The organism is Streptomyces sp. NPDC053069 (assembly GCF_044546895.1).
In the GTDB taxonomy this organism is placed as follows: Bacteria; Actinomycetota; Actinomycetes; order Streptomycetales; family Streptomycetaceae; genus Streptomyces.
Map to the genome: position 1 here is coordinate 402,415 of NZ_JBITZN010000001.1, position 25,103 is coordinate 427,517.

General features: G+C 69.6%; 20 protein-coding genes and 1 pseudogene. 13 read left to right on the forward strand and 8 right to left on the reverse strand.

What is annotated here, in order from left to right:
* The first annotated feature begins 709 nt into the window (after positions 1–709).
* The 3 genes from ACIGXP_RS01745 to ACIGXP_RS01755 all read left to right on the forward strand — a co-directional run bounded on the left by ACIGXP_RS01745 (position 710) and on the right by ACIGXP_RS01755 (position 4,946).
* Positions 710–2,011, forward strand: coding sequence for an MFS transporter (locus tag ACIGXP_RS01745; RefSeq protein WP_399762935.1), 1,302 nt, complete (start codon positions 710–712; stop codon positions 2,009–2,011).
* Positions 2,008–4,407, forward strand: a complete 2,400-nt coding sequence (locus ACIGXP_RS01750; protein ID WP_399762937.1) for a phosphotransferase — start codon at positions 2,008–2,010, stop codon at positions 4,405–4,407. The genes ACIGXP_RS01745 and ACIGXP_RS01750 overlap by 4 nt, the downstream gene beginning before the upstream one ends.
* Before the next feature lie 197 nt (positions 4,408–4,604).
* Positions 4,605–4,946, forward strand: a complete 342-nt coding sequence (locus tag ACIGXP_RS01755; RefSeq protein ID WP_399762938.1) for a hypothetical protein — start codon at positions 4,605–4,607, stop codon at positions 4,944–4,946.
* A gap of 416 nt (positions 4,947–5,362) precedes the next feature.
* Here the strand turns inward: ACIGXP_RS01755 and ACIGXP_RS01760 are convergent, their stop codons facing one another.
* Entirely contained in the window at positions 5,363–6,202 is an 840-nt protein-coding gene (locus ACIGXP_RS01760) for an SDR family oxidoreductase (RefSeq protein WP_399762939.1), read from the reverse strand.
* A gap of 92 nt (positions 6,203–6,294) precedes the next feature.
* Here ACIGXP_RS01760 and ACIGXP_RS01765 point away from each other — a divergent pair, with 92 nt between their 5' ends.
* Complete coding sequence (locus ACIGXP_RS01765) at positions 6,295–6,666, forward strand: winged helix-turn-helix transcriptional regulator (RefSeq protein WP_399762941.1); 372 nt, start codon at positions 6,295–6,297, stop codon at positions 6,664–6,666.
* A gap of 53 nt (positions 6,667–6,719) precedes the next feature.
* On the opposite strand, the pseudogene ACIGXP_RS01770 reads toward ACIGXP_RS01765, so the two are convergent.
* Positions 6,720–6,940, reverse strand: a pseudogene (locus ACIGXP_RS01770) (pyridoxamine 5'-phosphate oxidase); the annotation flags it as partial.
* Positions 6,941–6,994: 54 nt separating this feature from the next.
* Entirely contained in the window at positions 6,995–7,591 is a 597-nt protein-coding gene (locus tag ACIGXP_RS01775) for a TetR/AcrR family transcriptional regulator (RefSeq protein ID WP_399762943.1), read from the reverse strand.
* Positions 7,592–7,917: 326 nt separating this feature from the next.
* On the opposite strand from ACIGXP_RS01775, the gene ACIGXP_RS01780 reads away from it, so the two are divergent.
* The 7 genes from ACIGXP_RS01780 (at position 7,918) to ACIGXP_RS01810 (ending at position 15,003) form a co-directional block, all read left to right on the forward strand.
* Positions 7,918–10,437 carry an ATP-binding protein gene (locus ACIGXP_RS01780; protein ID WP_399762945.1) on the forward strand — a complete coding sequence of 840 codons (2,520 nt, stop codon included), beginning with the start codon at positions 7,918–7,920 and terminating at the stop codon, positions 10,435–10,437.
* Positions 10,438–10,987: 550 nt separating this feature from the next.
* The gene (locus ACIGXP_RS01785; RefSeq protein ID WP_399762947.1) at positions 10,988–11,722 is read left to right on the forward strand and encodes a chitinase; all 735 of its coding nucleotides are present in this window, start codon (positions 10,988–10,990) and stop codon (positions 11,720–11,722) included.
* Between the two features lie 191 nt (positions 11,723–11,913).
* The gene (locus ACIGXP_RS01790) at positions 11,914–12,738 is read left to right on the forward strand and encodes a thaumatin family protein (protein WP_399762949.1); all 825 of its coding nucleotides are present in this window, start codon (positions 11,914–11,916) and stop codon (positions 12,736–12,738) included.
* Between the two features lie 72 nt (positions 12,739–12,810).
* Positions 12,811–13,659 (forward strand): glycoside hydrolase family protein, encoded by an 849-nt coding sequence (locus ACIGXP_RS01795; RefSeq protein ID WP_399762951.1) that lies wholly within the window; start codon positions 12,811–12,813, stop codon positions 13,657–13,659.
* A gap of 129 nt (positions 13,660–13,788) precedes the next feature.
* Positions 13,789–14,217: a septal ring lytic transglycosylase RlpA family protein gene (locus ACIGXP_RS01800; protein ID WP_399762952.1), complete on the forward strand. Its 429-nt coding sequence runs from the start codon at positions 13,789–13,791 to the stop codon at positions 14,215–14,217.
* Positions 14,218–14,258: 41 nt separating this feature from the next.
* Positions 14,259–14,663: a hypothetical protein gene (locus ACIGXP_RS01805; RefSeq protein WP_399762954.1), complete on the forward strand. Its 405-nt coding sequence runs from the start codon at positions 14,259–14,261 to the stop codon at positions 14,661–14,663.
* Between the two features lie 124 nt (positions 14,664–14,787).
* A complete protein-coding gene (locus ACIGXP_RS01810; protein WP_399763584.1) occupies positions 14,788–15,003 on the forward strand; it encodes a hypothetical protein in 216 nt (71 codons plus the stop codon).
* Positions 15,004–15,284: 281 nt separating this feature from the next.
* Here the strand turns inward: ACIGXP_RS01810 and ACIGXP_RS01815 are convergent, their stop codons facing one another.
* Positions 15,285–16,871, reverse strand: coding sequence for a protein kinase (locus ACIGXP_RS01815; RefSeq protein WP_399763522.1), 1,587 nt, complete (start codon positions 16,869–16,871; stop codon positions 15,285–15,287).
* Between the two features lie 389 nt (positions 16,872–17,260).
* On the opposite strand from ACIGXP_RS01815, the gene ACIGXP_RS01820 reads away from it, so the two are divergent.
* Positions 17,261–18,637 (forward strand): MFS transporter, encoded by a 1,377-nt coding sequence (locus tag ACIGXP_RS01820; RefSeq protein WP_399762956.1) that lies wholly within the window; start codon positions 17,261–17,263, stop codon positions 18,635–18,637.
* A 48-nt stretch (positions 18,638–18,685) separates the two neighbouring features.
* On the opposite strand, the gene ACIGXP_RS01825 is transcribed toward ACIGXP_RS01820, so the two are convergent.
* The 4 genes from ACIGXP_RS01825 to lnt form a co-directional block, all read right to left on the reverse strand.
* The gene (locus ACIGXP_RS01825; RefSeq protein WP_399762958.1) at positions 18,686–20,605 is read right to left on the reverse strand and encodes a helix-turn-helix domain-containing protein; all 1,920 of its coding nucleotides are present in this window, start codon (positions 20,603–20,605) and stop codon (positions 18,686–18,688) included.
* 76 nt (positions 20,606–20,681) lie between these two features.
* Positions 20,682–21,497: a 3-hydroxybutyrate dehydrogenase gene (locus tag ACIGXP_RS01830; protein WP_399762959.1), complete on the reverse strand. Its 816-nt coding sequence runs from the start codon at positions 21,495–21,497 to the stop codon at positions 20,682–20,684.
* Positions 21,498–21,551: 54 nt separating this feature from the next.
* Entirely contained in the window at positions 21,552–22,031 is a 480-nt protein-coding gene (locus tag ACIGXP_RS01835) for an NUDIX domain-containing protein (protein WP_363217808.1), read from the reverse strand.
* An 88-nt stretch (positions 22,032–22,119) separates the two neighbouring features.
* The gene (lnt, locus tag ACIGXP_RS01840; RefSeq protein ID WP_399762962.1) at positions 22,120–23,730 is read right to left on the reverse strand and encodes an apolipoprotein N-acyltransferase; all 1,611 of its coding nucleotides are present in this window, start codon (positions 23,728–23,730) and stop codon (positions 22,120–22,122) included.
* A 391-nt stretch (positions 23,731–24,121) separates the two neighbouring features.
* Between lnt and ACIGXP_RS01845 the strand changes: the two genes are divergently transcribed.
* Positions 24,122–25,096 carry an O-antigen ligase family protein gene (locus ACIGXP_RS01845; RefSeq protein WP_399763525.1) on the forward strand — a complete coding sequence of 325 codons (975 nt, stop codon included), beginning with the start codon at positions 24,122–24,124 and terminating at the stop codon, positions 25,094–25,096.
* Positions 25,097–25,103: the final 7 nt, after the last annotated feature.

The window sequence follows — 25,103 nt, forward strand, 5'->3', positions numbered from 1 at the left end:
TCTGGCCCGAGGTCACCGCCCATCCGCTCGGAGCCGTCGCCACCCGGCGCAGGTTTGGCAGGGCGTGTGGGGATCGCTGTGACCGAGCCATTCGGCCATGTCCGCCAGGGGTGCGCCCCTGGCGCGACCGACGGAGGCAAAACGGACGTGTTCGCGGACTTTGCCGCCGTCTTCGCTGCCCGGCCGTCTCAGCCTCGCCGTCCTGTGTGATCTGCTGGTCCCGAACTGCTGAAGGAAGCCCGCGCTCGCCTCACCCAGCAGATCGACGGCCGGACCGTCGGCGGCCTGTTGTACCTGCTGAAGCCGGCCGAGGACGTCAGCTTCCAGCACACCGACGGCCATCGGCTCTGACGCCGATTCCAGGCCTCTGTTCTTCGGTCGCTCGTTGTCGAACTGGCGAGAATCCTCGCCAAGCGCCGGGATCGCCGAGAAGTAGTCCTCAAAGGAAAGCCCTCCGGCGGCGGCCTGTCGAGCCGCTCAGCAAGGCAGCCGCCCACCTCGGCCGCGCATCCCCTTGAAGGGGGCGGGTTGTCGGCCGCGGCCCGTACCGCGGTGCCGAGGAGGGCCGCTTCCCGTCCACCTGCGTCCAACTACCCGACCGGCAGGCCACGATGGCGTGATCTCGCGAACCCTTTGCTGCGCTGATCGTTGTCGTAGGTATGACGGTACGACGGTGGGATGGGCGAGGGGTGGCTGGGAGCGGGGTGTGGTGAGTGACGCCATGGTGGAGGGCAGCCTCTGGCGGCATCGGGGCTTTGTCCAGTACTGGAGTGCGAACGCTGTTGATCTTGTGGGCAGCGGTGTCACGCAGGTCGCGCTTCCGCTGATCGCGGTGGTGGTGCTGCATGCCTCGGTCTGGCAGGTCGCGTTGTTGTCGTTCGCGCAGAAGCTCCCGCCCCTGCTGGTGTCGCTGCCGGCCGGGGCCCTCGCGGACCGGTACCGCAAGCGGCCCGTGATGGTGGGTGCGGCGCTGGCGAGCGGCGCTGCGTTCCTCGTCGTCCCGCTTGCCGACGCCATGGGCCGGCTGTCTCTGGCGCTGCTGTACGGCGTGGCGCTGGTGAGCGCGGTTTCGGAGGTGCTCGGCTCCACCGCTCGTATCAGTTTCCTTCCGTCGCTGTTGCCTCGTCCACGGCTGTTGGAAGCCAACTCGAAGCTCGGTGGCATCAATTCGCTGGCCGACAGCGTAGGCTCCCAGCTCGGCGGCGCCGTGGTGACCGTCCTCGGCGCTGCCCCTGCCATCTATCTGGACGTCGCTTCCTACCTGGCCTGTGCCCTTCTCCTCGCCCGCGTCCACACCCCCGAAGCGGCTGCGGCGCGGCCCTCGACGCATACGACCTTCCGCGCCGAGATCGCCGAGGGAATGCGCTATGTGTGGTCCCATCCGACCATCCGGCCGTTGGTGCTCGCCGCCACCGCGTACGTCTCCGTCATGGCTTTCCTGAGCACGCTGTGGTCCGTCTTCCTTCTGCGTCAGCTGCACTATTCGAGCGCGGTGCTGGGCACGACGCTGAGCGTGGCGGCGCTCGGCGGGTTCTGCGGCGCGCTCGTCGTCCGCCGGGTGGTCGCGCGGTACGGGCCGGTGCGCGTCATGCTCACCTCCCTCGCCCTGGCCCCGTTCACTGAGGTGCCGCTCCTCCTCGCCACGCCCGGTCGCCCTTGGCACATCGCCATCGCTGTCGCCATGTTCGTCCAGTTGGGGTGCGCCGTCGCGCAGGGCTCCACGCAGCGCACCATCCGTCAGGCCGTCTGCGACCCTGCTCTGCAGGGTCGCATGCTCGCCACGAGTCGTTGGGTGGTCTACGGCTCCCAGCCGGTGGCCGCCCTCCTGGCCGGCGCTGTCGGGACCTGGCTGGGGCTGTGGAACGGCCTGGCCGTCGGCACCCTCGCCCTGGCCGTCCCGTTCCTCGTCCTGCGATCTTCCTCGCTTGTCGATGTGCCTCAGAGCACCGCCGTCTCCAAAGAAGCCGATCGGGCAAGCGTATGCCCGCACAATGAAAGTGATGCCGCATGAACTCCGGAGGATTTCCGGGCCAGACCCGTCCATCGCGCCCCGTCGGCCGGTACGTTCCTGCCAGGGGCATCTACACGGAGTCGGCCCGCCTTCAGCGGCTCGGCTGGCTTCGCTCCGTCACCCGGGCGGGGCTGAGCTCCCTGCAGCACACACAGCTTGACGCCGGCAAGCTGACCGGGAACATCGAGGGATTCGTTGGTGCCGTCGAGATCCCAGTCGGCATCGCCGGGCCCCTGCTGTTCTGCGGGGAGAACGTCCAGGGTGAGATCTATGCCCCCATGGCGGCCACCGAAGGCGCCCTTGTCTCGTCGGCCACGCGGGGCGCCCTGGCCGTCACCATGGCAGGGGGGGGCACCACCCGGGCCGTCTCCCAGGCGATGACGCGCGCGCCTGTCTTCGCCTTCTACCGGCTGTCGGCTGCCGGCCGTTTCGCGTCGGCGATCCCCCGGCATCTCGGCGACCTCCGCGCGGCTGTCCGGCAGGTCTCCCACCACGCCGAACTCGTCTCGATCGAACCCGTGGTGCTGGGCAGGACCGTTCATCTGAGGTTCAGGTACACCACCGCGGACGCGGCTGGGCAGAACATGACCACGGCCTGCACCTGGCACGCTTGCCAATGGATCCTGAAGCAGCCTCACCTGACCGGAGACGAGGAGCTCGAATCCTTCATCATCGAGGGCAACACCTCCGGCGACAAGAAAGCGTCGGCCCAGGCGATGGCGGAAGGCCGTGGAACCCGGGTGTCCGCTGACTGTCTCCTGCCAGGAGGCGTTGTCGAGCGGGTGCTGAAGACAACCCCGGACGAGCTGGTCAGGGGCTATCAGCACATCGCAGCGGGAGCTGTTCACAGCGGCGTGCTGGGCTCGAACGCCAACACCGCCAACATGGTGGCGGCGATCTTCACCGCGACGGGACAGGACATCGCCTGCGTGCACGAGTCGAGTGTGGGGCAGTTCATCCTCGAACGCAGGCCGGACGGCGTCTATGCGAGCATGACCCTCCCCAGCCTGGCGATCGGTACGGTCGGGGGTGGCACCCACCTGCCTGCGCAGCACGAGCTGCTGGAAGCGATGGGGTGCACGGGCCGGGGAAGCACGGCTCGACTGGCGGAAATCATCGCGGGCTTCGCACTGGCCCTGGATCTCTCGACGGTCTCGGCTGCCGTTTCCGGGCAGTTCGCCAGCGCCCATGAACGCCTCGGTCGCAACAGGCCAGTCCGCTGGTTCCAGCTCGACGAACTCGACCCCGAATTCTTCGAGTCGGCGCTGGGCACCTCCGAGTCGCCGGGTGCCAAGGTCACCAGCGTCGAAGCCTTGCACCTTCCCATGGGGCCCAGCGTCCTGTCGGAGCTGACGTCGCGCACGGTGAAGAAGGCCGTCGGGCTCTTTCCGATGCAACTGAGGGTCGACCGCGGCGATGTCGAGGAAAAGCTGGACGTCATGGTCAAGATCAAGCCCACCGACCGGGAGGTCATCAAGATGGCCGGACTGGCGGCCGGACTGTGCGGCGGCCCGGTGGCAACCCACTACCGCAGATTCGAGGAACGTCTCGGCTTCGTCGGGTGCGATGTACGGGAATTGGCTCTGTACGAGCAGACCGATCCCCGTTTCACCAGCCTGGTGCCGCGCCCCTACCGGACCTATCGCGATGACCGCAGGGAGGCGTACGTCATCGTGATGGAGTGCCTGAGCGACATGGAACTGATGGACACATCGGAGCATGCCCGCGGATGGTCACGCCGACATATCGGCATCACCCTGCGCGACCTCGGAAAGCTCCACTCCATCTGGTACCGCAAAGAACCGGCGCTCCTCCGGATGCCGTGGATCGGGCACGTCCCCAATGCCGCCGACATGATCGGGATGAGGGACCTGTGGCTGGCCCTGGCCGACCACTCGGTCGAGGAGTTTCCTGAAATCGTCGACGGACGCCACCACGATCGGCTGGTCTCCTACATCGGAACCATCGACCGCTGGTGGCCGCAGATCGAGGCGATGCCCAGAACCCTCGTGCACAACGACTTCAATCCCCGCAACCTCGCCATCCGGGCGGACGGCAGGCTGTGCGCGTACGACTGGGAACTCGCCACCCTGCACATCCCCCAACACGACCTGGCCGAACTGCTGTGCACCGCCCTCGACCCCGCTGACATCAACGCGACGCTCGTCGGAGAACTCTCCGAACTCCATCGCAGGTCACTCGAAATCCACGCCGGAACCGCCGTCGACAGGGCCCAGTGGGAATCCGGGTACCGCCTCGCCCTCAGGGACCTGGCGGTCAACCGCTTCGGGCTCTACTTCGTGGCACACACCGTTCGTCACTACGGCTTCCTCGAACAGTGGTGGCGGAACCTGTGGGCTCTGATCGACCTGGCGGAAGCGGCCGATGAGAGCTGATTCCCGATCAGGGGCAACCATTTGCCGCTTTGCGTTTCTTCGGACCGTAACTCGGATCACTCCATTCCGTTAGTCCAGGTGGGCGAGAGGCGGTAGTACCACATGAAGTGGGCCGCGCTTCCCCCGTCCCTTATCCCATTTCCAAAAGACAAGGCGGACCAATGGGTTCACTCAAGCGATTCGTAGTTCTGTCCGGTATGGCGGTGGCAGTCCTGGCCTCCCCCGCGTCCATCGCGGCAGCGAGCGCCGACACGATCGACCTCGGGGCGGGCGGCCTGCTGTCCAACATCGACGGCCGGAACGCCTCGGCACACTCCAACCTGTGCGGCGCCAGCAGGGTGGGGCTCCTCAGCGACCGGACCTGTGTCACCCGGTACGACTCCCACCACCGCCACGACAACGACCGTCAGGTGACCGGCCCGAGCGGCGGCCTGCTCTCCAACACCGACTCCCGTAACGCCTCCGGATTCAGCAACAACTGCGGGACGGACACCATCGGAGTCCTCAACCACACCACCTGCGTCACCGAAGAAAAGTAGGACACACGGGCAGGCCACAACCGGTACAGCGGCGCGCCCGACACGCCGTAACTTGCGCATCGGCGACACCGACCTCGGGCCTTCCTCCGGCACCCGAAAGATCTGCTCGGCGCCGAACAATGCGATTGGCCACATAGAGGGTGCCATGCTCGCCCTCGTCGTCGTCCAGCCGGATCTCGATGCGTCCGTCGGCGGCGCCAGTCGGGTGCGCGTCGTGCGCGTGCAGGTCCCCCAGCAGGAACGGCTCGTCCGCGAGGACCCTGGCCCTGCGGCGGTCTGTTCTGCAGGGCCTGCCCTGAGGGCCGCCTGCGCGGCCCTGTACCGCGCGCGTCGACGGCGGTGGCACTACGCAGGCGGGCGGCCTCGTGCGGCCGCAGCCGTACGAGGCCGCCCTGGGGCTTCGGTTGGGTTGTGCCTCAGCGGAAAACGGCGATGTTGCGGGCGACCCAGTCGTCGAAGGGGCGCGGGGCGCGGCCGAGGACTCGTTCCACGTCCGGGCTGATCCGCAGTTCGGCGGGGTTCGGGGCGGAGATGATGTCCAGGGTGTCGTCGGCGAGTTCCGCCGGCACGAACCGGGTCATCGTGGCCTTGGCCTCGTCGCGGGTGAGTTCGTGGAAGCGTACAGGCGAGCCGAGCGCGGCGGCGATCGCCTCCGCCTGCTGACGCGGCGTGATGACCTCCGGCCCGGTCAGCTCGTACACCCCGCCGGTGTGCCGGTCGTCCAGCAGGCAGGCCGCCGCGACCTCTGCGATGTCCGCCGGGTCGATGACCGGCACCCCTACGTCGCCGAAGGGCGCGGCGGCCGTCCCTTGCGTGCGGATGGACTCCGCCCAGGCCAAAGCGTTGGAGGCGAAACCGCCCGGTCGCAGGACGGCCCAGTCCAGACCGGACTCCCGCAACGCGTCCTCCACCGCGCGCATCGCGACCCGTGACGCGCCGAGCGGCCTGGTCGCCACACCCTGCGAAGACAGCAGGACGACCCGGCGGACCCCACTGGCCGCGGCCAGGCCGATGATGTCGGCCGGCCTGGCTTCGGGGGCGTGCAGGTCTCCGGACAGCAGGAGGAACAGGGCCTTCGCCCCGTCCAACGCGGGTGTGAGGATTGCCGGCTCGGCCAGGTCGGCCGCCACATGCCGGACTCCGTCCGGCATCGCCACCGCGTGCCGCGACACCGCGGTCACCTGCTCGCCCGCCTTGGCCAGGGCCTGCGTCAAAGGTCGGCCCACATTCCCGGTAGCCCCGGTCACCACGATCACGTTCAGCTCCTAGTCCGTTGTGCGCTGCGGTAATTGACGCTAGGAGGCGGGCTTACTTTTCGTAAGAACATACCCAGAGGTAAGCTCCCGACATGAAGGAAGGTGCGCAGCTGACGCAGGCTGGGACAGGCAATCGGTATGAGGTGTTTCACACCGACTGCCCCGCGCGAAACGTGGTCGACCACGTGACCAGCAGATGGGGTATCTGGGTGCTGATCTCCTTGCGGAGCAACGACCTTCGGTTCCACGAGCTGCGCGACAGCATCCAGGGCATCAGCGAGAAGATGCTCGCTCAGACCCTGCGCGCGCTGGTCCAGGACGGCTTGATCTGGCGGGAGGTAGAGCCGACGACGCCGCCCCAGGTCACCTACGGGCTGTCCGAGTTCGGTCAGGACGTCAGCGAGCCGCTGACGGACTTGTTCAACCGGATCACACAGCGGCTAGCGCCGCGCAGCCCGGGATAGTGCGGTAGTGGTCGGCCTCGAAGGCGAATCCAGCGTGACCTGGTGACCTACAGCCTCCAGGCCGCGCTGCGCAGCAGCGACTTGGGACAGTGCGGGTAGACCTCCTCGATCTCCAGCACCGGCGCACTGGCCGGCGGCTTGCCCACGGCGGTCAGCTGCGACAGCAGCTCGGGCGGGTGGAGACGCAGGCCCGGCCGTTCACCCTGAGCGTCGTAGTACGCCCCGGAATGACGAACAGCAGCCCGGCCCGTCCGCTGGCGACGACGTTCTGCAGGGGTCACTGCAGGCGCTCCAAGGCTCCCCGGGTGACTGGCAGGTCGATGGTCGATCAGGGCAGGCCGGCGGCGTCCAGCCCGGAGCGCAGAAGGGTGAGCAGGTCGGCCAGCGCCGCCGGCGGATCCGGTTCGAGCGTGACGAGCATCACCGCGTCGATGATGAATCGGGCCACTGCGCGGATCCGCAGATCGGGGGTCTCCAGGCCACGGTCGGCCGCGAGAGCGTCGGCCAGGGTGTCCGCGTGCCGTAGCCACATCTGCTGCCAGTGGGCGCGCAGTGCCGGGGTGCCGTGCACGAGCGCGAGGAATGCCTCGAACTGTTCCCGCTCCCGCGGATCCGCTGCAGGCAGTGACATCAGGTACTCCTGCACCGCGTCGAGTACGTCACGGCCAGGAGAGCGCTGACCGACCGCGGCGACGAGGCCGGCATCGATCTCCGGCTCCAGGTCGAAGAGCAGCGCTTCCTTGCTGCGGAAGTAGGAGAACAGGGTCGGCACCGAGACATCGGCGGCATCGGCGATCTCCGCCACGGTGACCGCGTCGTAGCCGCGTTCGAGGAACAGCCGCAAGGCCGCGTCGGCCAGTGCCCGGCGGCTGCGGGCCTTCTTGCGCTGCCGCAGGCCGGGCACTGAACGGTTCGGTTCAGTCACACGTCGAACCTAACAGGTTCCACAGCGATGCAAATTCTTAAGTGGCTTAAAAACTTCAGTGGTTGAAGAACCGTCAGCTGCTGTGCTTCACTCGTGCCGCCGGCCGCCGAGTCGGCACGCGGCAGTGGAGAGGCCCCCGAAAGTCCCGTCGGCGATGCCGCCCTCCATCCATTGCCCCGCCCGAGATCCAACAGCGTTCAGCGCCGGTGAGTCCGAGTGACAATCGACCGCTGCAGGTGAACGCCGCCTGGACACACCACCGCCCACTGCTGAGACGCCGCCACGGAGAAGCAGGAACTCCCGCCGTAATTCGAAAGGAGTATCAGGTGCAGCGCGACGTAGATCCTCATGGGATTCGACTTGAATCACCCACGTTCTCTTGCGGTATGTGCGGCAGACCGATTCGCCGAGGCTCCGCAGATGACATCGGGACCGGCAAGAAGCGTTCGCGATACTGCTCGAACGCCTGCCGTCAGCGCGCCTACCGTCAGCGGCTCAAGAACGACGGCATCAGTGCGTCGACCACGACCGGGATATCCCGTTTGAGCAGTTTCATCGGCCGCATCGATGAGCTGGTCGAGCTGAAGCGGCTGGTGCGCACCACACGACTGCTGACCCTGACAGGGCCCGGGGGTGTGGGCAAGACGCGCCTGGCGGTGGAGTTGACGGCCCTTGAACAGCGCGGCGGACGCTGTGAAGTCAGCCTTGTCGAACTGGCGTCGGCGACCACGGGGGAGCAAGCGCGGCAGCGGATCACCGAAGCGCTCATGGGAACCAGGGAAGGGCGTGCCCCCATGGTGGGGGCACGGAGCGGGACGGGCTACGACCGCGATCGGCTTCTGGTGCTCGACAACTGTGAGCATGTGCTCGACGACTGCGGGCTGGCCCTCAGCGCGTTACTCCCTCGCTGTCCGGGCCTGCGCGTCGTGGCCACCAGTCGCGAACCCTTACGGTTACCGGGCGAGACGGTGTACTCGGTGGGCGGTCTCTCCCTGCCGGATCCCTGTGGCGGCGGATCGCTCGACGGCTTGCTGCGCTCGGACGCCGTCCGGCTCTTCGTCCACCGGGCTCAGGCCGTCTCCTGCGGATTCCAGCTCACCGAGGACAACGCCGTACACGTCGTCGCGTTATGCGCCAGGCTGGACGGGCTGCCGCTGGCGCTGGAGCTGGCGGCCGGTCTCGTTCGGGCTTTTCCGCCGGGCGAGATCCACCATCGGCTGGACGACCGCCTTTCCCTCCTGACCTGCGGATGGCGTACGGCGGATCGACGTCATCAGAGTCTTCGCTCGGCCATCGAATGGAGCTATGACCTGCTGACGCCTCAGGAGCGGTCGCTGTTCCGGTCACTGTCGCTGTTGCCGGGCGGATTCGGGACGGATGCCGCCGCGGCCGTCGCCGCGGACCATGGCATACCCCCGTCGGCCGTGCCGCAGCTGCTGGCCGGCCTTGAAGCCAAGTCCCTCATCGTCCCCGGTGCCGACCGGGCGGGTTCCGCCCGGTTCCAGATGTTGGAGTCGATCCGGTGTTACGGGCACGAACGGCTCCGTGCCGAAGGTGAGGAGATACGGGCCTACGACCGTCTCGTGGACTGGCTTGCGGAACTCGCGCGCCCGTTCCGGGACGCAGCACTCACCCCTGCCAGGACCTGCCGACGGCTGGAGGAGGAACGCGACAATCTCACGTCTCTGCTGCAGTGGTTGAGCGTGGGAAGCGACCCACGCCAGCTCCTCCTCGCCGGGGCGCTGGCCCTCGTGGACATCAACCGGGGGTACGCGGCGGAGTCCAGGACGATGCTGGCCGGGGCGTTGGACCGAACGGATCCGGGGGCGGGCGACCGCAGCATCGCTCTGTGCATGCAGGCGCTGCTCATCGCGTGGGAGGGGAACACCGGCGAAGCGGTACAGCTTGCGCTGCGGGCAGTGACGCTCGAACGCCGGCGCCCGCAGCGCCGCGATCATCTGATCTGTCGCATGCTGCTGGTGCTGAGCCTGGCCCGGACGCAACACGGCGACCAGAGCTCGGGGACCGATCTCGAGGAGTGTTTGGAGATCAGCCACCGGGTCGGCGATCGCGTCATGACCGCGTTCTGCCTGATCCTCCTCGCCTGGCAGTTGCTCGGCGCCGGCGATACGGTCCAGGCGGTTCGGCTGGTCGACCAAGCCCTCCCGATCCTGCGGGGCGAGGCCAATCCGGTCCTGCTCCGGGTGATGCTGCACACGGCCGGCGTCCTCGCCCTGGAACGGGACGACTGCGCTGCGGCGGAGGCGTACTTCGCCGAGGCGCTGGGAGACACGAACCACGTGAGCGACGCGGCTCACCTGGGCGCAGCCGGTCCCGCGCTCTGGGGCCTGGCTGTCAGCGCGGCGCGGGGCGGTCGGTTCGAGCGGGCGCTGCGGCTGTTCGCGGCCGTCGAAAGGTACGACGTGTCCGCGGCCCTCGTACTGCCTCCCTGGTTCCGGGCGCGGGTGGAGGAGGCAGCAGCCACAGCACTGAGGGCGCTGCCCAAGGAACGGGCCGAGGGTGCGCTTGCGGCAGGGCGCCGGCTGGGTCCACGGCAGATCATGCACTATGCACGGGACGAACAGCCGGCAACCGCACCCGATGGGGACGACCCGCTCAGCCCGCGCGAACGGGAAGTGATCGACCTGGTGGCCGCCGGACTCACCAATCGACAGATAGCGGCCCGGTTGTATCTGTCGGTTCGCACCGTCGAGACCCACGTCCGCAACGTCCGCACCACGCTCGGGCTGCGTTCCCGTACCCATGTCGCCGCATGGTCCGCACGGCGGGCGCAGGCCGTGCCCACACGCACCGAAGGAGGGGCCGGGGCAGGGTCCGTGGTGTAACGGTGTTCGTCACCGCAAACCACGTCCGCTGATGCGCCGTTGACGAGCCGGAGCGGCATCCGCGCCGCCGGGGTGAGGAAGGCACGGCGGCCGGCGCCGCCAGGAGAGATGAGTGACCCCTGGCGGCGCCTTTTGTGCGCTCGCACGTCGTGCCGTTGTCGCCGTAGCCGACGCCAAGGCTGCGAGGCCGCCCGATCCGCCGACCCGTCATGTCTTCCTCCACGGCCCCGAGCCGCCGTCCTGTGCCACCGGCGGCGGGGCCCGCTCGGAGGCCGCATTTCCCATGTCCAGCGCGACGGGGCGGAGGAGACGAGACCGGTGTCCGCGTCACGTCGGCGTAACGGTGGGCATTGCCGATGCGGCGGCTCTCCGGGCTGAGGATTCTTGTATGCGCAGTTCGATCCCGTGGCGGTGACCGAAAGGAAGAGGCCCGCCTGCTGATGCGACGCCGCCCTTGTCCGTGCCCATGCGGGCGTGCAGCGGCGGTCGCGCCGGAAGCGGATCGCCCCCCATCCAGGCACTCTTCGAGGAGTTCTCCGTGCGCATTGCCATGTCCACTACACATATGGCCGTGGCCGCCGCAGCCGTGGTGGCCGCCGCATCGACGGTTGTCCTTCCCGCCACTTCTGCCACAGCCGTGACCGCAAAGCCCGCGGCGGCCTCGGCCGACTTCGTCGTAAGCCAAGCCCAGTTCCAGCACATGTTCCCGAACAAGAACCCGTTCTACACCTATGCCGGGCTGCGGAACGCGATGAACTCCTTCCCGGCCTTCGCCCACACGGGCAGCGACACGGTCAAGAAGCAGGAGGCGGCAGCCTTCCTGGCCAACGTCAGCCACGAGACCGGCGGCCTGCGATACACAAAGGAGCAGAACCCCGCCAACTACCCGCACTACTGCGACGCGAGCCAGCCGTACGGCTGCCCGGCCGGCCAGGCGGCCTACTACGGCCGCGGACCGATGCAGCTGAGCTGGAACTTCAACTACAAGGCAGCGGGTGACGCGTTGGGCATCGATCTGCTGCACAACCCGAACCTCGTGGAGACCGACGCCACGATCTCGTGGAAGACCGCGCTGTGGTACTGGACCACTCAGTCGGGTCCCGGCTCCATGACGCCGCACAAGGCGATGGTCAGCGGTGCCGGATTCGGTGAGACGATCCGCAGCATCAACGGCGCGCTGGAGTGCAACGGCCAGAACCCCGCCGAGATGCAGGACCGTGTCAACCTCTACCGGCAGTTCACGCAGACCCTGAATGTCGCCCCCGGAGACAAGCTGACCTGCTGATCGCGCCGGTGGCGGCGGTCCGCCACCACCACGCCGCATCGCACGCTGTCGCACCCACCGTGGCGCCTGGCCGGCAGGCGACGCCCTTGGCCCCAGGAAGCCGGCACACAACCGGCCTCCCCTCCGCCTTGCCGCGGTCGCCTTCTCGCGCCCTCCAGAACCCGATCGTTGACGTCATCCGGCGAGGAATCATGCGCAGAGCACCTCTGAAAATCCCCCTGCGACTTTCCCTGACAACCCTACTGACCGGCCTGGTCGCCGCGATCGCAGCAGCGCTGTTGGCGGCCACACCGAGTACGGGCGCGGGTGCGGTTGCTCCACGCTCCGTCGCACCGGCTGCCGCGGCGGCGGTCGACCACACGGTCACGTTCGTCAACAGCAGCGGCAGGAAGATCTGGATCGGTAGCGCTGTCAACGCCGACGAGTCGAAGAACTTCGACAAGCTGCCGATCCTGGAGCCCGGCCAGTCGGCGACGGTGACCATTCCCGAGACGACGGCGCCCGGCCACTGGCGCGGAAAGTTCTTCGCGCGCATGGGATGTACCGGGACACCAGGCAGCACCTTCCACTGTGCGGTCGGGGACTGCGGCAAGTTCGCCGACCATTGCGCCAAGGGCACCGGAGAACAGCCCGTCAGCCTCGCCGAGTTCAACTTCGACTCCAAGGACGCTGTCGCTCCCTGGTACGACGTGAGCTACGTGAACGCGTTCTCGGTGCCGATCACGATCGCCCCCCGGAACGTGAGCCCCGGCGGTGGCGGATGCGACACGGTGGGCTGCGCAACCAACCTGCTGCCGAACTGTCCCGCGGACAATCTGACGCGCTGGGCGGACGGCAAGCCGATGCTGTGCACCAACCCCAACCGGGACGCCAGGACGGCCTACAGCGACATGATCGCCTCCCATTGCCCGAAAGCCTATGGGTGGTCCCGGCAGGACCAGGAGCCGGGCAACAAGGTGATGCAGCAGTGCAGCAAGTGCAGCGGCTTCCTCGTGACCTTCCACCGCGCCTCGTGACCGCAGACCACGCGGCCCCCTGGCCGTGAATGCGGCTCGACGAGCGGCCGGATGAAAAGGAAGGAAGAAGCCATGCGAAAAACACCCGACTTACGTGGTCTCGCCGTGATTCTGGCGGCTCTGACCCTGCTCGCGTTCGGCAATCATGCGGGCACCCCCACCGGTGCGGTGAACGCGTCCTCCGCCACGGTGAAGAAGAAGGGTGTCAGCGCCTGGAACTTCACCGGCGTCACCAACGCGCTGGCCGACTCGAAAGCCGGTTGGTTCTACACCTGGTCCTCGGGCAAGCAGCAGATCACACCGCCGTCCGGGGTCGAATTCGTGCCCATGATCTGGGGCAAAGGCTCGGTGACCGATACGGAACTCGGTCAGGCCGAACAGCAGGGCAAAACCCTGCTCGGGTTCAACGAACCCGATATGCCGGGGCAGGCCGACATGACCGTGCCGCAGGCGCTCGATCTGTGGCCCCGGCTGCAGTCGACCGGCATGCGGCTCGGAGCGCCCGCCGTCGCCACCGGCGCCGATGTCGCGGACGGCTGGCTCGACCGCTTCATGAAGGGCGCCGCCGGCCGTCACTACAAGGTCGACTTCATTCCCCTGCACTGGTACGGCGGGGACTTCGACGCCACGCATGCGACAGCCCAGCTGCGGAACTACCTCCAGGCCACCTACAACCGCTACAAGAAGCCGATCTGGCTCACCGAGTACGCACTGATCGACTTCTCCACCGGCGCCCCGAGGTATCCGACACAGGCACAGCAGGCCGCGTTCGTGAAGCAGTCGACCGCCATGCTGCAGGGGCTGCCGTTCGTCGAACGGTATGCATGGTTCACCCTCTCCACCAGCCGCGGTGACGGCACCGGACTCTACAACGGTGCGACGGCCAACGAGGTGGGCGCCGCCTATCGCGCGGCCGGTTGAGAAACAGCCCCCCTTCATCCGGCAACAGCCGGGCCGGGCGCACGCATGCCGCCACGGACAAGGAACACAACGCTCCCTTCACCGGTCCACCACGCCGTGAAACGAAGCCACATGAAACGAGGAACGAGCATGAGCAAGCGAAAGCTCTACGTCCCACTGGCCGCAGGGGCCGTCGCGCTGGCCGCCGTACTGGCGCTCTCCCCGGCGAGTTCGGCCGCGCCCAGGGCCCCGCAGGCCGGGACCTGCTGGGCGACGCACTACGGTCCCATACCCCCCGGGGCCCTCACGGCCAGCGGCGAGGTCTTCGACAACAACAAGAACACCGCGGCGACCTCACTGACACGCAATCCGCAACTGCCGTTCGGGACCCGTGTGAAGGTGACCAACGTCGCGAACGGCAAGTCCCTCGTCGTGCGCATCAACGACCGCGGCACCTTCCAGCAGACGCCGCAGGAACCGAAGTGCCTCGACCTGACCGACGGTGCCTTCGGCCGTCTCGGCGGCAGCCTCAACCCCGACGCCGGCCACATCGTGGTCCAGCAGCAGGTCCTGAACTGATCCCGGGCTCTCGACACCACTGTCGCCAGAAGGAGAACTTCGTGATCACCATCAGGCAGAAGACGGTAGTCGGACTGGCCGCACTCGCGGCCGGCTTCGGTCTTGTCTCTCTCGCCGCCCCCGCCGGGGCGGCCGCTCCCGCGGCCCCCGTCATCCACCGCTGCGACGCGCACCACACCACTCCCGGGAGCCACCTCTTCGTCCGGCTCCAGACCGGTGACGAGGGACTCTGCTTCACCGGCCAGGGCACCACGACGGACGTCCAGAACCTGACCCCGTTCGAAGCGATCAACCTCAAGCCCGCCGACGGCAAGCCCATGCAGGTGACCGTCACCTACGTCACCGCGATGGGCGAGCAGAAGGACAAGGACCTCAACCGCGAGGGCCAAGTCTTCAGGTTCCCGGGTTACGCGTTCCTCAAGAAGGTTGTCATCAAGCCCCTCTGACGACCGACGGGTCCCTGGCCGGTGGCCCTCGGTCCCTGGCCGCCCAGTCTGGGACGCGCCACTCGCAACACCCGGCGAACCGCAGGTTTCGTCCGGCTCGCAGGGAAAACCACTCGGCGCGGCCGTGGAAGACGGCGGCCGCGCCGAGTACCGCCCACGCACCGTTCCGCCCGGGGAGTTCGTACCGCCGGAACACCCTGGCCGCCCGGGCAAGACGCCGTCGCTCGCCTCAACCGAGGCCGTGGGCCTGTGGAAGGTGGCCGGCCGCAGCGTGATCGCCCAGCATCGCCTGCTCCCCCACGAACTGGCACTCTTCGACACCAACGCCCGTATGCGCTGAACGCCTGCTGGGCATGACGCAGCGAGCACGAGTGCTGTCCCACCTTCGAAGACCAGTTTCCTCTCGCGGACCAGCTCTGGGACTGCGGCCCGTCTTCCTCGGCGTCGCTGGACTGGGACCTCGAACACACTGCACGACTCCACGGTCCTGGCTCCGGCAGCGATACGTCATGGCCCGGCCCCACTAAGCGCACCAGTTCCTCATGGCTCCGCTCAAGGCCCGCACACCCGCAGACTCGTGCGGGTCCTGTCCGGGGTGCCGTGCGCGTTCGTCCGTCCCTCTCATCGGCGGGCTGCGGTGACCTTCACGCTGCACTGCAGATCAGCGAGGTATACCTGGGTGTGTCCGCTCGGGTCGAGCTTGAGCGGGCCGCCGCCTTTGGAAACTGTTCCCAGGTCGACGGCCTCTCCGTTCGTAGCGTCGCGTAGATCGAGCCTGCAGTCGCCAGCGCCGTTGAAGTCCATCACTCTCACGGATATCGGCCCCCGCGGACTGAAGGCTTCGGTGTCGCCCGTGCCGTACTGGCGGGTGAAGGGCGGCACCGCCGCTCCCGCTCCGGATCGGTGGATCACCTGGCAGCCCGAGTTGTTGGCCGCCCAGCGAAACGGTCCTGAGGTGTGTACCAGGAACGACTTGGTGCCGTAGTTCTCAAATTCCTGCTGCTGACCGGTTTCGGTGTTGGTCAGCGTAACGGTGCAGCCATTGTCCCGGCCCCCGATCTGGTCGCTGACGACGAGCCGCCACGGTGACGCTGCGGTGAAGCCTTCGGATGCGCGGCTGCTTCTCTTCCCGGACGGCTCGCTCTGCGAAACCTTGGCGGGCCCGGTGTGGTCCGGCAAGAGCTGGGCCGCGGCCGTTCCACCGGCCGCGAAGACCACGGCCGCACCGGCGGCACATGCGACACGTCGGCGCCGCGGGTGTTTCGCTGGTGTGACACCCGTGAGGCCCGGCACCGCTCCATGCGGCGACTGCACGCCGCTCTGCAGGCCCGAGAGCACCCTCTCCACCTCATCCCGCATCGCCTCGGCGGTAGGGAAGCGGAGCGCCGGGTCCTTGCTCAGCGCCCGGGCCACCAGCGCGTCCACCGCCGAGCTGATCGCCTGGTTGATGCTGGACGGCGCCGGCGGCTGCTCCTGGATGTGCTGGTAGGCGATGGAGAAGGCGGTGTCCCCGTCGAACGGCGGCCGCCCGGTGAGAAGTTCGAACAGCATGCACCCCACCGAGTACAGGTCGGTTCGGGCGTCGATGCTCCTGCCCAGCGCCTGCTCCGGTGCAAGGTACTGGGGCGTGCCCACCACCGCACCCGTCTGCGTCATGGACGTGACACCGGACTCCAGAGCGCGGGCGATGCCGAAATCCATCACCTTCACCACCCCGCGCGGGGTGACCATCACATTGCCCGGCTTGATGTCCCTGTGAACCAGTCCCTGTTCATGAGAGGCGGCCAGCGCCGCGAGCACATCCGCGGTGATCCTCAGAGCACGGTCGCAGGTCATCGCGTCGTGCTTGTCGATCTCCTCTCGGAGCAGTGCGGACAGCGACGCGCCCTCGACGTACTCCATGACGATGTACGGCACCGGGCCGACGTCCGGAACGACGTCTTCACCGCTGTCGAACACCGCCACGATGTTGGTGTGGCTCAGCCGCGCCACCGCCTGTGCCTCGCGGCGGAACCGTTCGCGGAACGACGGGTCGTGCCCCAGGCCGGTGTGGAGCGTCTTGACCGCCACCAGGCGCCCCAGCACGGAGTCGTGTGCGAGGTGGACGGTCGCCATCCCGCCCTGGCCCAGTAGCCGCTGCAGCATGTACCGGCCGTGGCCCACCGTGCGCGATCCGGCACCCGCCTCACCCGTGGTGTCATCACCCATCGGTCTCAACATCCCCCTCGCCCGCCGGGCCGCGTGCGCTGCGCGCCCGTGGTCCGCAGACCACCGGGGCCCCGCTCGGCCCCCAAACGAGCACAAGATTATCGGCACGGACCACCGCACCACCGGCCGCGGTGACCGACGGGCCGGCGCCGCGGACACCGCCAGGTCTGTGCGTCGCCTCCCAATCATGCCCGAACAGCGCAACTCGGACAGCGCCCGCCTCAGTCCCATTGAGGCCGTCACCGAGGCCCCGGCAGCGCCCCCCATGGGGTGCGCACGCACTCCCAGTCCCAAAACTATGGTGTCCCACCACATACGCCTCTGACCTGCACGTTCCTACGGTGTGGCGACACGCAAACGTCCCCGTCGAACGCCAGGAAGTGGTGCCGATGTCCTCCCCCGCAACCGCTCCGCCAGCCCCGTCCAACCTCCCCCGCATCGTCGCCGCCAGCCTCATCGGCACCACCATCGAGTGGTACGACTTCTTCCTCTACGGCTCGGCCGCCGCGCTGGTGTTCAACAAACTGTTCTTTCCGGGCTCCGACCCGCTCGTCGGGACGTTGCTGTCGTTTCTGACGTATGCCGTCGGGTTCGCGGCCCGTCCGTTGGGAGCGCTCGTGTTCGGGCACTACGGTGACCGGCTGGGGCGCAAGAAGCTGCTGGTGCTGAGCCTGGTGCTGATGGGCGGGGCGACGTTCGCCATCGGGCTGTTGCCCACGCACGCCACCGTCGGGTCCGCCGCGCCCGTACTCCTCACCGTGCTGCGGCTCGTGCAGGGGTTCGCGCTCGGCGGTGAGTGGGGCGGTGCCGTTCTGCTGGTGTCGGAGCATGGGGATGCCCGGCGGCGTGGTTTCTGGGCCTCGTGGCCGCAGACCGGCGCGCCGGCGGGGCAGTTGCTCGCGACCGGTGTGCTCTCGCTGCTGACCGCCGTGCTCTCCGACGACGCCTTCGGGACATGGGGCTGGCGGATCCCGTTCCTGCTCTCCGGCGTGCTCGTGCTCATCGGCCTGTGGATTCGACTGTCCGTCGATGAATCGCCCGTGTTCAAGGAAGCCTTGGCGCGGGTCGAGGCCCGGCGCGCGGACGAGCCGGAGAAGCTGCCGCTCGTCTCCGTACTGCGGCACCACTGGCGGGACATACTGGTGGCGATGGGCGCGCGCATGGCCGAGAACATCAGCTACTACGTCATCACCGCCTTCATCCTGGTCTACGCCACCACCTCGGCCGACGTCTCCAAGCAGACCGCGCTCAACGCCGTGCTCATCGGTTCCGCCGTGCACTTCGCCGTCATCCCGGCCTGGGGCGCGCTGTCCGACCGGGTCGGCCGGCGGCCGGTGTATCTGTTCGGCGCGGCCGGAGTCGGGCTGTGGATGTTCCCGTTCTTCTCTCTCACGGACACCGGTTCGTTCGGGTACCTGGTCATGGCCGTGACCGTCGGGCTCGTACTGCACGGCGCCATGTACGCACCCCAAGCCGCCTTCTTCGCCGAGATGTTCGCCACCCGGATGCGGTACTCGGGCGCGTCCATCGGCGCCCAGTTCGCCTCCGTGGCGGCGGGCGCGCCGGCCCCGCTCATCGCCACCGCACTGCTCGACGACTACGGCAGCTCCACCCCGATCGCGCTGTACGTGATCGCCGCCGCGGTGCTGACCCTGGTTGCCGTGGGAGTGGCCCGGGAGACGCGGCACCGGGATCTCGCCCGCGTCGAGGACGAGAGCGGCGAGTCCGCCGGTGCCAGTCCTGCCGCCGAGGCGCGGACGGTCTGACCGGGGAGTGCTGCACCCGTGATCCCCGTACGGCAGTCCGTACGGGGATCAGTGTCTGTCCGAGGCCGCCAACCGGTGCAGCCTGAGGGCCAGTTGGATCTCCAGGGCGCGGGCCGGGGTCTGCCAGTCCTCCCCCAGCAGCCGGCCCACCCGCTCCAGCCGCTGGGCGACCGTGTTCACATGGACGTGCAAGGCGTCCTTGGTGCGGGCGGGACTCATCCCGCAGGCGAAGTAGGCGTCCAGGGTGTGCAGCAGTTCCGTGCCACGGCGCTCGTCGTAGGACACGACCGGGCCGATGGTGCGGTCGACGAAGCCGGCGACGTCCCGGTCGCCTGCGAGGAGCAGACCGAGGAAGCCGAAGTCCTCGGCCGCCGCGCCGTCCCCGGCCCGGCCCAGCAGGTGCAGCGCCTCCAGACAGCGACGGCCCTCGGCGTAGGCGGCGGCGACGGCCTCGGGGCGCACGGTGAGGTCGGTGACCGGGGCCGAGGCGCCGACTGTGACGGGTTGGTGGACGGCTGTGCCCAGATGGCGGGCCGTGCGGCGGGCCACCTCGGTGGCGGTGTCGCCGGCGGTGAGCGGCAGCAGCAGGACGGTGCCGCCGTCGCGTGCGGCGGCCAGGCCCTGCCGGGTCGCGGCGAGGTGGGAGGCGGCCGACCACAGGCGACGGCGGGCCGCGGCCTCCTCCTCGGCGTCGGCCGCCGGGCCGTCGAGGCGGGCGGCGAGCACGACATGGGTGGCGTCCAGGTCGGCGTCGAGCCGGGCGGCGCGTTCGCGCAGCAGGCGCGGATCCCGGTCGCGCGCGTCCAGCAGGTCGTCCAGCAGCTCGCCGCGCACGCGCTGTTCGGCCTCGGCCGCCGAGCGGCGGGCGAGCTGGAGCAGCGAGGTGACCATCGCCGCGCGTTCAAGGGTGCGCTGGTCGACGGGGTCGAGGCCGGGGTGCCCGCGCAGGACCAGCGCGCCGAGGAGTTCGCCGCCGGCTGCGACGGCGGCGATCCAGTCGCTGCCGAGCCGTACGGCGTGTCCCTCGGCGCGGGACGCCTCCAGTGCCTCTGCCGGTGCTGCCTCCGCCTCGGTGAACTCGACGGTGCCGTCGAGGACTTGGGAGACGGCGGCCGCCACGTCGTGCACCCCGCCGCCGTGCAGGACGAGTTCGGCGAGCCGGTCGTGCACGTCGGAGGCACGCTCGATGACGGCGCTGCGGTCCCGGATGATCTCGTTGGCGCGCTCCAGGCCGGCCAGGGCGGCGCGGGTCTCGGTGAGCAGATGGGCGGTGTCGATCGCGGCTGCGGCGAGCGCGGCGAAGGAGCCGAGCAGGGCGATCTGGGCGCGTTCGAAGACGCGTTCCCGGCGGTCGGCGGCGAACAGGACGCCGATGACGTGCGGGCCGAGCATGAGGGGGACGCCGAGGATGGCGACCAGGCCTTCGTCGCGGACGCCGGCGTCGATGGTGAGGGTGTGCTGGAAGCGGGCGTCCTTGAAGTAGTCGTCCGTGACGTACGGCCGGGTCGTCTGGGCGACCAGGCCGCCGAGCCCTTCGCCCATGCCGAGGCGCAGTTGCTGGAAGCGGGCGGAGACGGAGCCCTCCGTGACCCGCATGTAGGTGTCGCCGCGCGCCGGGTCGTTCAGGGTGAGGTAGGCGACGTCCGTGCCGAGCAGGGAGCGGGCGCGCTGCACGATGGCCTGCAGGACGGCGTCGAGATCGCGCAGGCCCGCGAGGTCGTGGGCCGTTTCGAAGAGCGCGGACAGTTCGGCCTCGCGCCGTCGGCGTCCCTCCAGTTCGGCCCGTACGCGCAGGGCGAGCCGCTTGGCCCGTTCCAGCGCGGCGATGCGGTCGGCCGGTCTGCCCTCGGCACGGGCGAGCAGCACCGGCTGCTCGTACGCCTCCGGGGAGGCGTCGCGGGCCAGCAGTTCGAGGTACGCGGCCTCGGCGCTGCCGCTGGGTGCCGACTGAACGTGATCGCGGGACATGGTCACAGGATTCCGTATCGGCCGCCCGGCCCGTCAGGCCTGTGGAAAACTCTGGGGCCGGGCGCCGCCGGGCCCTTCAGTGGGCCGTCCATCCGCCGTCGAGCACCAGCGAGGTACCGGTGACGAAGGACGCCTGCGGGCTGCACAGGTAGGCCACCGCCTCGGCGACCTCCTCCGGTTCGATGAGCCGCTGCACCGCGCTGTCCTTCAGCAGGACCTCGGACAGCACCCGCTCCTCGGGAATGCCGTGCGCCTGCGCCTGGTCGGCGATCTGCTTCTCGACCAGGGGCGTGCGCACATAGGCCGGGTTCACACAGTTCGAGGTCACCCCATGGGCGGCGCCTTCCAGAGCGGCCGTCTTCGACAGGCCCTCCAGACCGTGTTTGGCGGCCACATAGGCGGACTTGAAAGCGGAGGCGCGCAGCCCATGGACGGAGGACACATTGACGATCCGGCCCCAGCCCTGTGCGTACATGTGCGGCAGGGCACCACGGATGAGGCGGAACGGCGCCTCCAGCATCACCGTCAGCACGGTGTGGAAGACCTCGGGCGGGAACTCGTCGAGCGGGCGGACCAGTTGCAGTCCGGCGTTGTTGACCAGCACGTCGGTGCCGGCGGCGGCGCGTTCGGCGGCGTCCAGGTCGGTGAGGTCCACGACGTGCGGTACGACGGCGCCCACCAGGTCGCCGGTGCGTTCCGCGTGCTGGGCCAGCTCGGCCAGACCGGTCGCGTCCCGGTCGACGGCGCGCACCTGGGCACCGGCGGCGGCGAGCCGCAGGGCGCAGGCGCGGCCGATGCCGCTGGCGGCACCGGTGACGAGGGCGGTGCGGCCGCCGAGGTCGAGAGAGAGGGGCTGCGGGCGCAGGCCGGGCAGCCGGCTGGGCGAGGTCATGTGCCGACCCTAAGCGGAAGCCACCCGTCACCCCATGTGGTGGCAACCCATACTTCAGCCCACAGCCGTAGGGTCAAACCATGTGGGGGCCTCGGACATGGCCTGCTTGATCCGGAAGCGGCCGAACTCCTGGAGATCGGGCAGCGCGTCGACCTCGAACCAGCCCACTTCCAGGGACTCGTCGTCGTTGACCCGGGCCTCGCCGCCCACGGCCCGGCAGCGGATGGTGATGTCCATGAACTGGCAGCAGTCACCGTTGGGGTAGGTGATCGGGTTCAGGGCCTGGACCAGGACGACCCGCTCGGCCACGCAGTGCACCGCCGTCTCCTCGAAGACCTCCCGCACGGCGCAGGCCGCAGGCTGCTCACCCGGCTCCGGGATGCCGGCGATCACCGCCCACTTTCGGGTGTCGGACCGTCGGCCCAGAAGCACCCTGCCCTCGTCGTCGAAAACAATCGCGGTGATCCCGGGAAGCCAGAGCAACTGCGGGCCGGCGGAGGCCCGGAGCGTGCGGATGAAGTCAGGAGTAGCCATGGGCCCGACCCTAACCGGCCGGGCACGCGCTCCCCCGGCCGTTCAGGGAGGATACGCACCGTTTCGGAGGCGGATGCCGGTCGTACGGCTACACGCCACCCGCGCGCCGACGGCGCAGCCCCGACCCGATCGCCCAGCCGAGCCCGCCCGCTGCGACCAGCACCAGGGCGACCTCCGGCAGGATGCCCAGCTCGGTCGCCGGGGTCTTCGACGTGCGCAGCGGCACCTTCTGCACGAGATAGGCGGGCACGAACATGCCGGTCTTCTGGGTGATCCTCCCGTCCGGCATGATGATCGCGCTCACGCCGCTGGTCACCGGCACGGTCACCGTGCGGCTGTGTTCGACGGCGCGGATCCGGGACATGGCGAGCTGCTGGTAGGTCATCTCGCTGCGGTCGAAGGTCGCGTTGTTGCTCGGGACGGAGATCATCTCCGCGCCGTGCGTCACGGTGTCCCGCACGGCCCAGTCGAACGCGGCCTCGTAGCAGGTGGCGAGGCCCACCTTGGCGCCGTCGATGTCGAACACGCCCGGCGTGCCGCCCCGGCTGAAGTCCTGCCGGACCATGCCGGTCCAGTTCTTGTTGACCGCGCCGACGAGCCCGCGCAGCGGGAGGTACTCGCCGAACGGCTGTATCTGCCGCTTGTCGTAGGTCTGCGTCGGCCCCTTGACCGGGTCCCACAGGATCTGCTCGTTGAGCAGTTTGCCGTCCTTCTCGACGACGCCTCCGACCGAGACGGGCACACCGACCGCCTTGGCCGCGCCCTCGATGACGGCGGCCGCGTCAGGATTGGTGTAGGGGTCGATGTCGGAGGAGTTCTCGGGCCACAGCACGTAGTCGGGCTTCGGTGCCTTCCCCGCCTTGATGTCGGCGGCGAGCTTGAGCGTCTCACGTACGTGGTGGTCCAGGACGGCCCGCCGCTGGGCGCTGAACTCCAGTCCCGATCGCGGCACGTTGCCCTGGATGACCGCGACGGTCCTGGTGCCGTCCTCGGCCTTGTCGCTGACCAGGGGCCGGGCGGCGACCGCGCCCGCCACCGGAACGGCCATGCTGAGCAGCGCTGCGGCAGCGGCCCCGCGCCGCAGGGCACGCGTGCGGCGCCGCTCGACGATCAGCCGGCCTGCCTCGTACAGGCCGAATCCGCACAGCACGACGGCGAAGCCGAGCACGGGCGTGCCGCCCACCGCGGCGAGCGGCAGGAAGACGCCGTCCGCCTGCCCGAACGCGATCTTGCCCCAGGGGAAGCCCCGGAAGGGCGCACGCGCACGTACCGCCTCGCCCGCGATCCAGAGGGCGGCCGCCCACACCGGCCAGGCGGGGAGCCGGGAGACGGCGGCGACACCGGCACCGACCAACGCGATGAAGACCGCCTCGATGGCGACGAGTGCCAGCCAGGGACCGGGACCGACCTCCACGCCGGTCCACACCAGCAGCGGCAGCAGGAAGCCCAGCCCGAAGAGGTAGCCGAGGCCGAGGGCCGCCTTCCAGGCGCGGCCGCGCAGCACCCAGCCGAAACCGGCGAAGGCGGGCAGCGCCAGCCACCACAGGGGGCGCGGCGGGAAGCTGAGGTAGAGGAGCACTCCGCAGAGCGCGGAGGCGACGGCCGGGACCAGGCGCAGCAGCCGGCCGCCGTGCACGCCGGAGGCGGAGGGCGACCGGAGCTGGTCCGGCTGGTCCACGGAAGTTGCGGTGACGGTCACCCGGGTGAGTGTACGGCGGGGCCTGTGCCGCCGACAGCGCGGTACGGGGACCGTACCGCTCCGCCGGCCTCGGTCGTTGCTGGTCGCCAGCGCTTGCCCGCCTTGCTGCGCGCTCCTCGGCCCCCTCCGCGCACCAAGGGCCGGCACCGGCAGCGGGCACCTGCACGGAAAGAACCGTTCCGTCGCACCTCGTCCCCAAACCGGTCATCAGCCGCTACGGTGTGCCCAGCCTCGGCGGTGCGGCCGGATCCGGCGCCGTGCCCGGCCGTGGCCGGAGACAGGGCGGGGACGGGGACGAGGGGTGGCAGTGGGGGCGACCGAGACCAGGCCCGCGGCCGGGCTGGACGGAGACGCGGCCAACGCCAGACGAAACGTTTCTGACGGCACGGGCATGATCCTGCTGGGCGCCTGCGCCGCATGGTCGCTGATCACCGCGGCGGCCCACGACGGAAGGCCCGAGGGTGTCCTGCTCGCGGTGCTCGCCGTGGCAGCCGGTCACGCCGCCGGCCGGGTGTCCGGGGCACTGCTGCCGGTGGCCGCGCCCTGCGCCGGTGCGGCGGCCGGGCTTGCGCTGGCCGTGGCGCTGCCGGGACTCTCCGCCGGTCCCCGGTACGCCGCTCCGCTCGGACACGCCGGCGGCACCGCCGCCCTGCTGGCGCTGGCCACCGGAGCCGCGTGCTGTGCCGCCTGGTCGACGTCCGTGCCGGGGCTGCGGCTGGTGCTGCGGGTGCTGGCCGCCGGGATCGTGCCGGCCGGCGCGGTGCTGGGGTCGGCGGCCGGCTGCGTGGCGAGTGCGGCCGTACTGCTGTGTTCGCTCGCCGCGGGCTCGGTGTCCCGCCGTGGCAGGTGCCTGCTGGGTCTGGCGGCCGTGGCGGCGGCCCTGGTGGCCGGGACGGCCTGGGCGCTCGCCTCGGACCTGCTGCCGGACGGCCTCGCCGGGGTGATCGAGGGCCGGCCGGCCGGGCACCGGGCGGCACTCTGGCAGGACACCCTGCGGCTGGCGGGCCGGAATCCGGGGCTCGGGGTCGGTCCGGGACGGCTGGGCGAGCTGGGCGGCACGGCGCCGCAGACGCTGTCCGCCGACGGCAAGCCGCACTCCGCCCTGCTGCAGCTGGCGGCGGAACAGGGCCTCGTCGGGGTCTTCCTGGTCGCCGCCGTGTTCTGCTGGGTGTTGCACGCGCTGTGGCGCTCGCCCCGCTCCACCCCGGTCGCCCTCACCGCCGGCGCCGCACTCACGGCGCTGGCCGCGTGCGCCACGGTGAGCAACGCGCTGAGCTTCACCACGGTGACCGTGGGCGCGGGGCTGCTCGCCGGCTGGGCGACGGCGTGGCCGTGGCCCCGCACCGGCAAAGAGCCCCGGCTCTGAGCGAGGG

Excerpts from the sequence above, each read along its gene's own strand:
- ACIGXP_RS01750 (WP_399762937.1), top strand. The coding sequence starts at position 2,008 with ATGAACTCCGGAGGATTTCCGGGCCAGACCCGTCCATCGCGCCCCGTC.
- ACIGXP_RS01755 (WP_399762938.1), top strand. The coding sequence starts at position 4,605 with ATGGCGGTGGCAGTCCTGGCCTCCCCCGCGTCCATCGCGGCAGCGAGC.
- ACIGXP_RS01765 (WP_399762941.1), top strand. The coding sequence starts at position 6,295 with ATGAAGGAAGGTGCGCAGCTGACGCAGGCTGGGACAGGCAATCGGTAT.
- ACIGXP_RS01785 (WP_399762947.1), top strand. The coding sequence starts at position 10,988 with ATGTCCACTACACATATGGCCGTGGCCGCCGCAGCCGTGGTGGCCGCC.
- ACIGXP_RS01790 (WP_399762949.1), top strand. The coding sequence starts at position 11,914 with ATGCGCAGAGCACCTCTGAAAATCCCCCTGCGACTTTCCCTGACAACC.
- ACIGXP_RS01795 (WP_399762951.1), top strand. The coding sequence starts at position 12,811 with ATGCGAAAAACACCCGACTTACGTGGTCTCGCCGTGATTCTGGCGGCT.
- ACIGXP_RS01800 (WP_399762952.1), top strand. The coding sequence starts at position 13,789 with ATGAGCAAGCGAAAGCTCTACGTCCCACTGGCCGCAGGGGCCGTCGCG.
- ACIGXP_RS01815 (WP_399763522.1), bottom strand. The coding sequence starts at position 16,871 with ATGGGTGATGACACCACGGGTGAGGCGGGTGCCGGATCGCGCACGGTG.
- ACIGXP_RS01820 (WP_399762956.1), top strand. The coding sequence starts at position 17,261 with ATGTCCTCCCCCGCAACCGCTCCGCCAGCCCCGTCCAACCTCCCCCGC.
- ACIGXP_RS01825 (WP_399762958.1), bottom strand. The coding sequence starts at position 20,605 with ATGTCCCGCGATCACGTTCAGTCGGCACCCAGCGGCAGCGCCGAGGCC.
- ACIGXP_RS01830 (WP_399762959.1), bottom strand. The coding sequence starts at position 21,497 with ATGACCTCGCCCAGCCGGCTGCCCGGCCTGCGCCCGCAGCCCCTCTCT.
- ACIGXP_RS01835 (WP_363217808.1), bottom strand. The coding sequence starts at position 22,031 with ATGGCTACTCCTGACTTCATCCGCACGCTCCGGGCCTCCGCCGGCCCG.
- ACIGXP_RS01845 (WP_399763525.1), top strand. The coding sequence starts at position 24,122 with ATGATCCTGCTGGGCGCCTGCGCCGCATGGTCGCTGATCACCGCGGCG.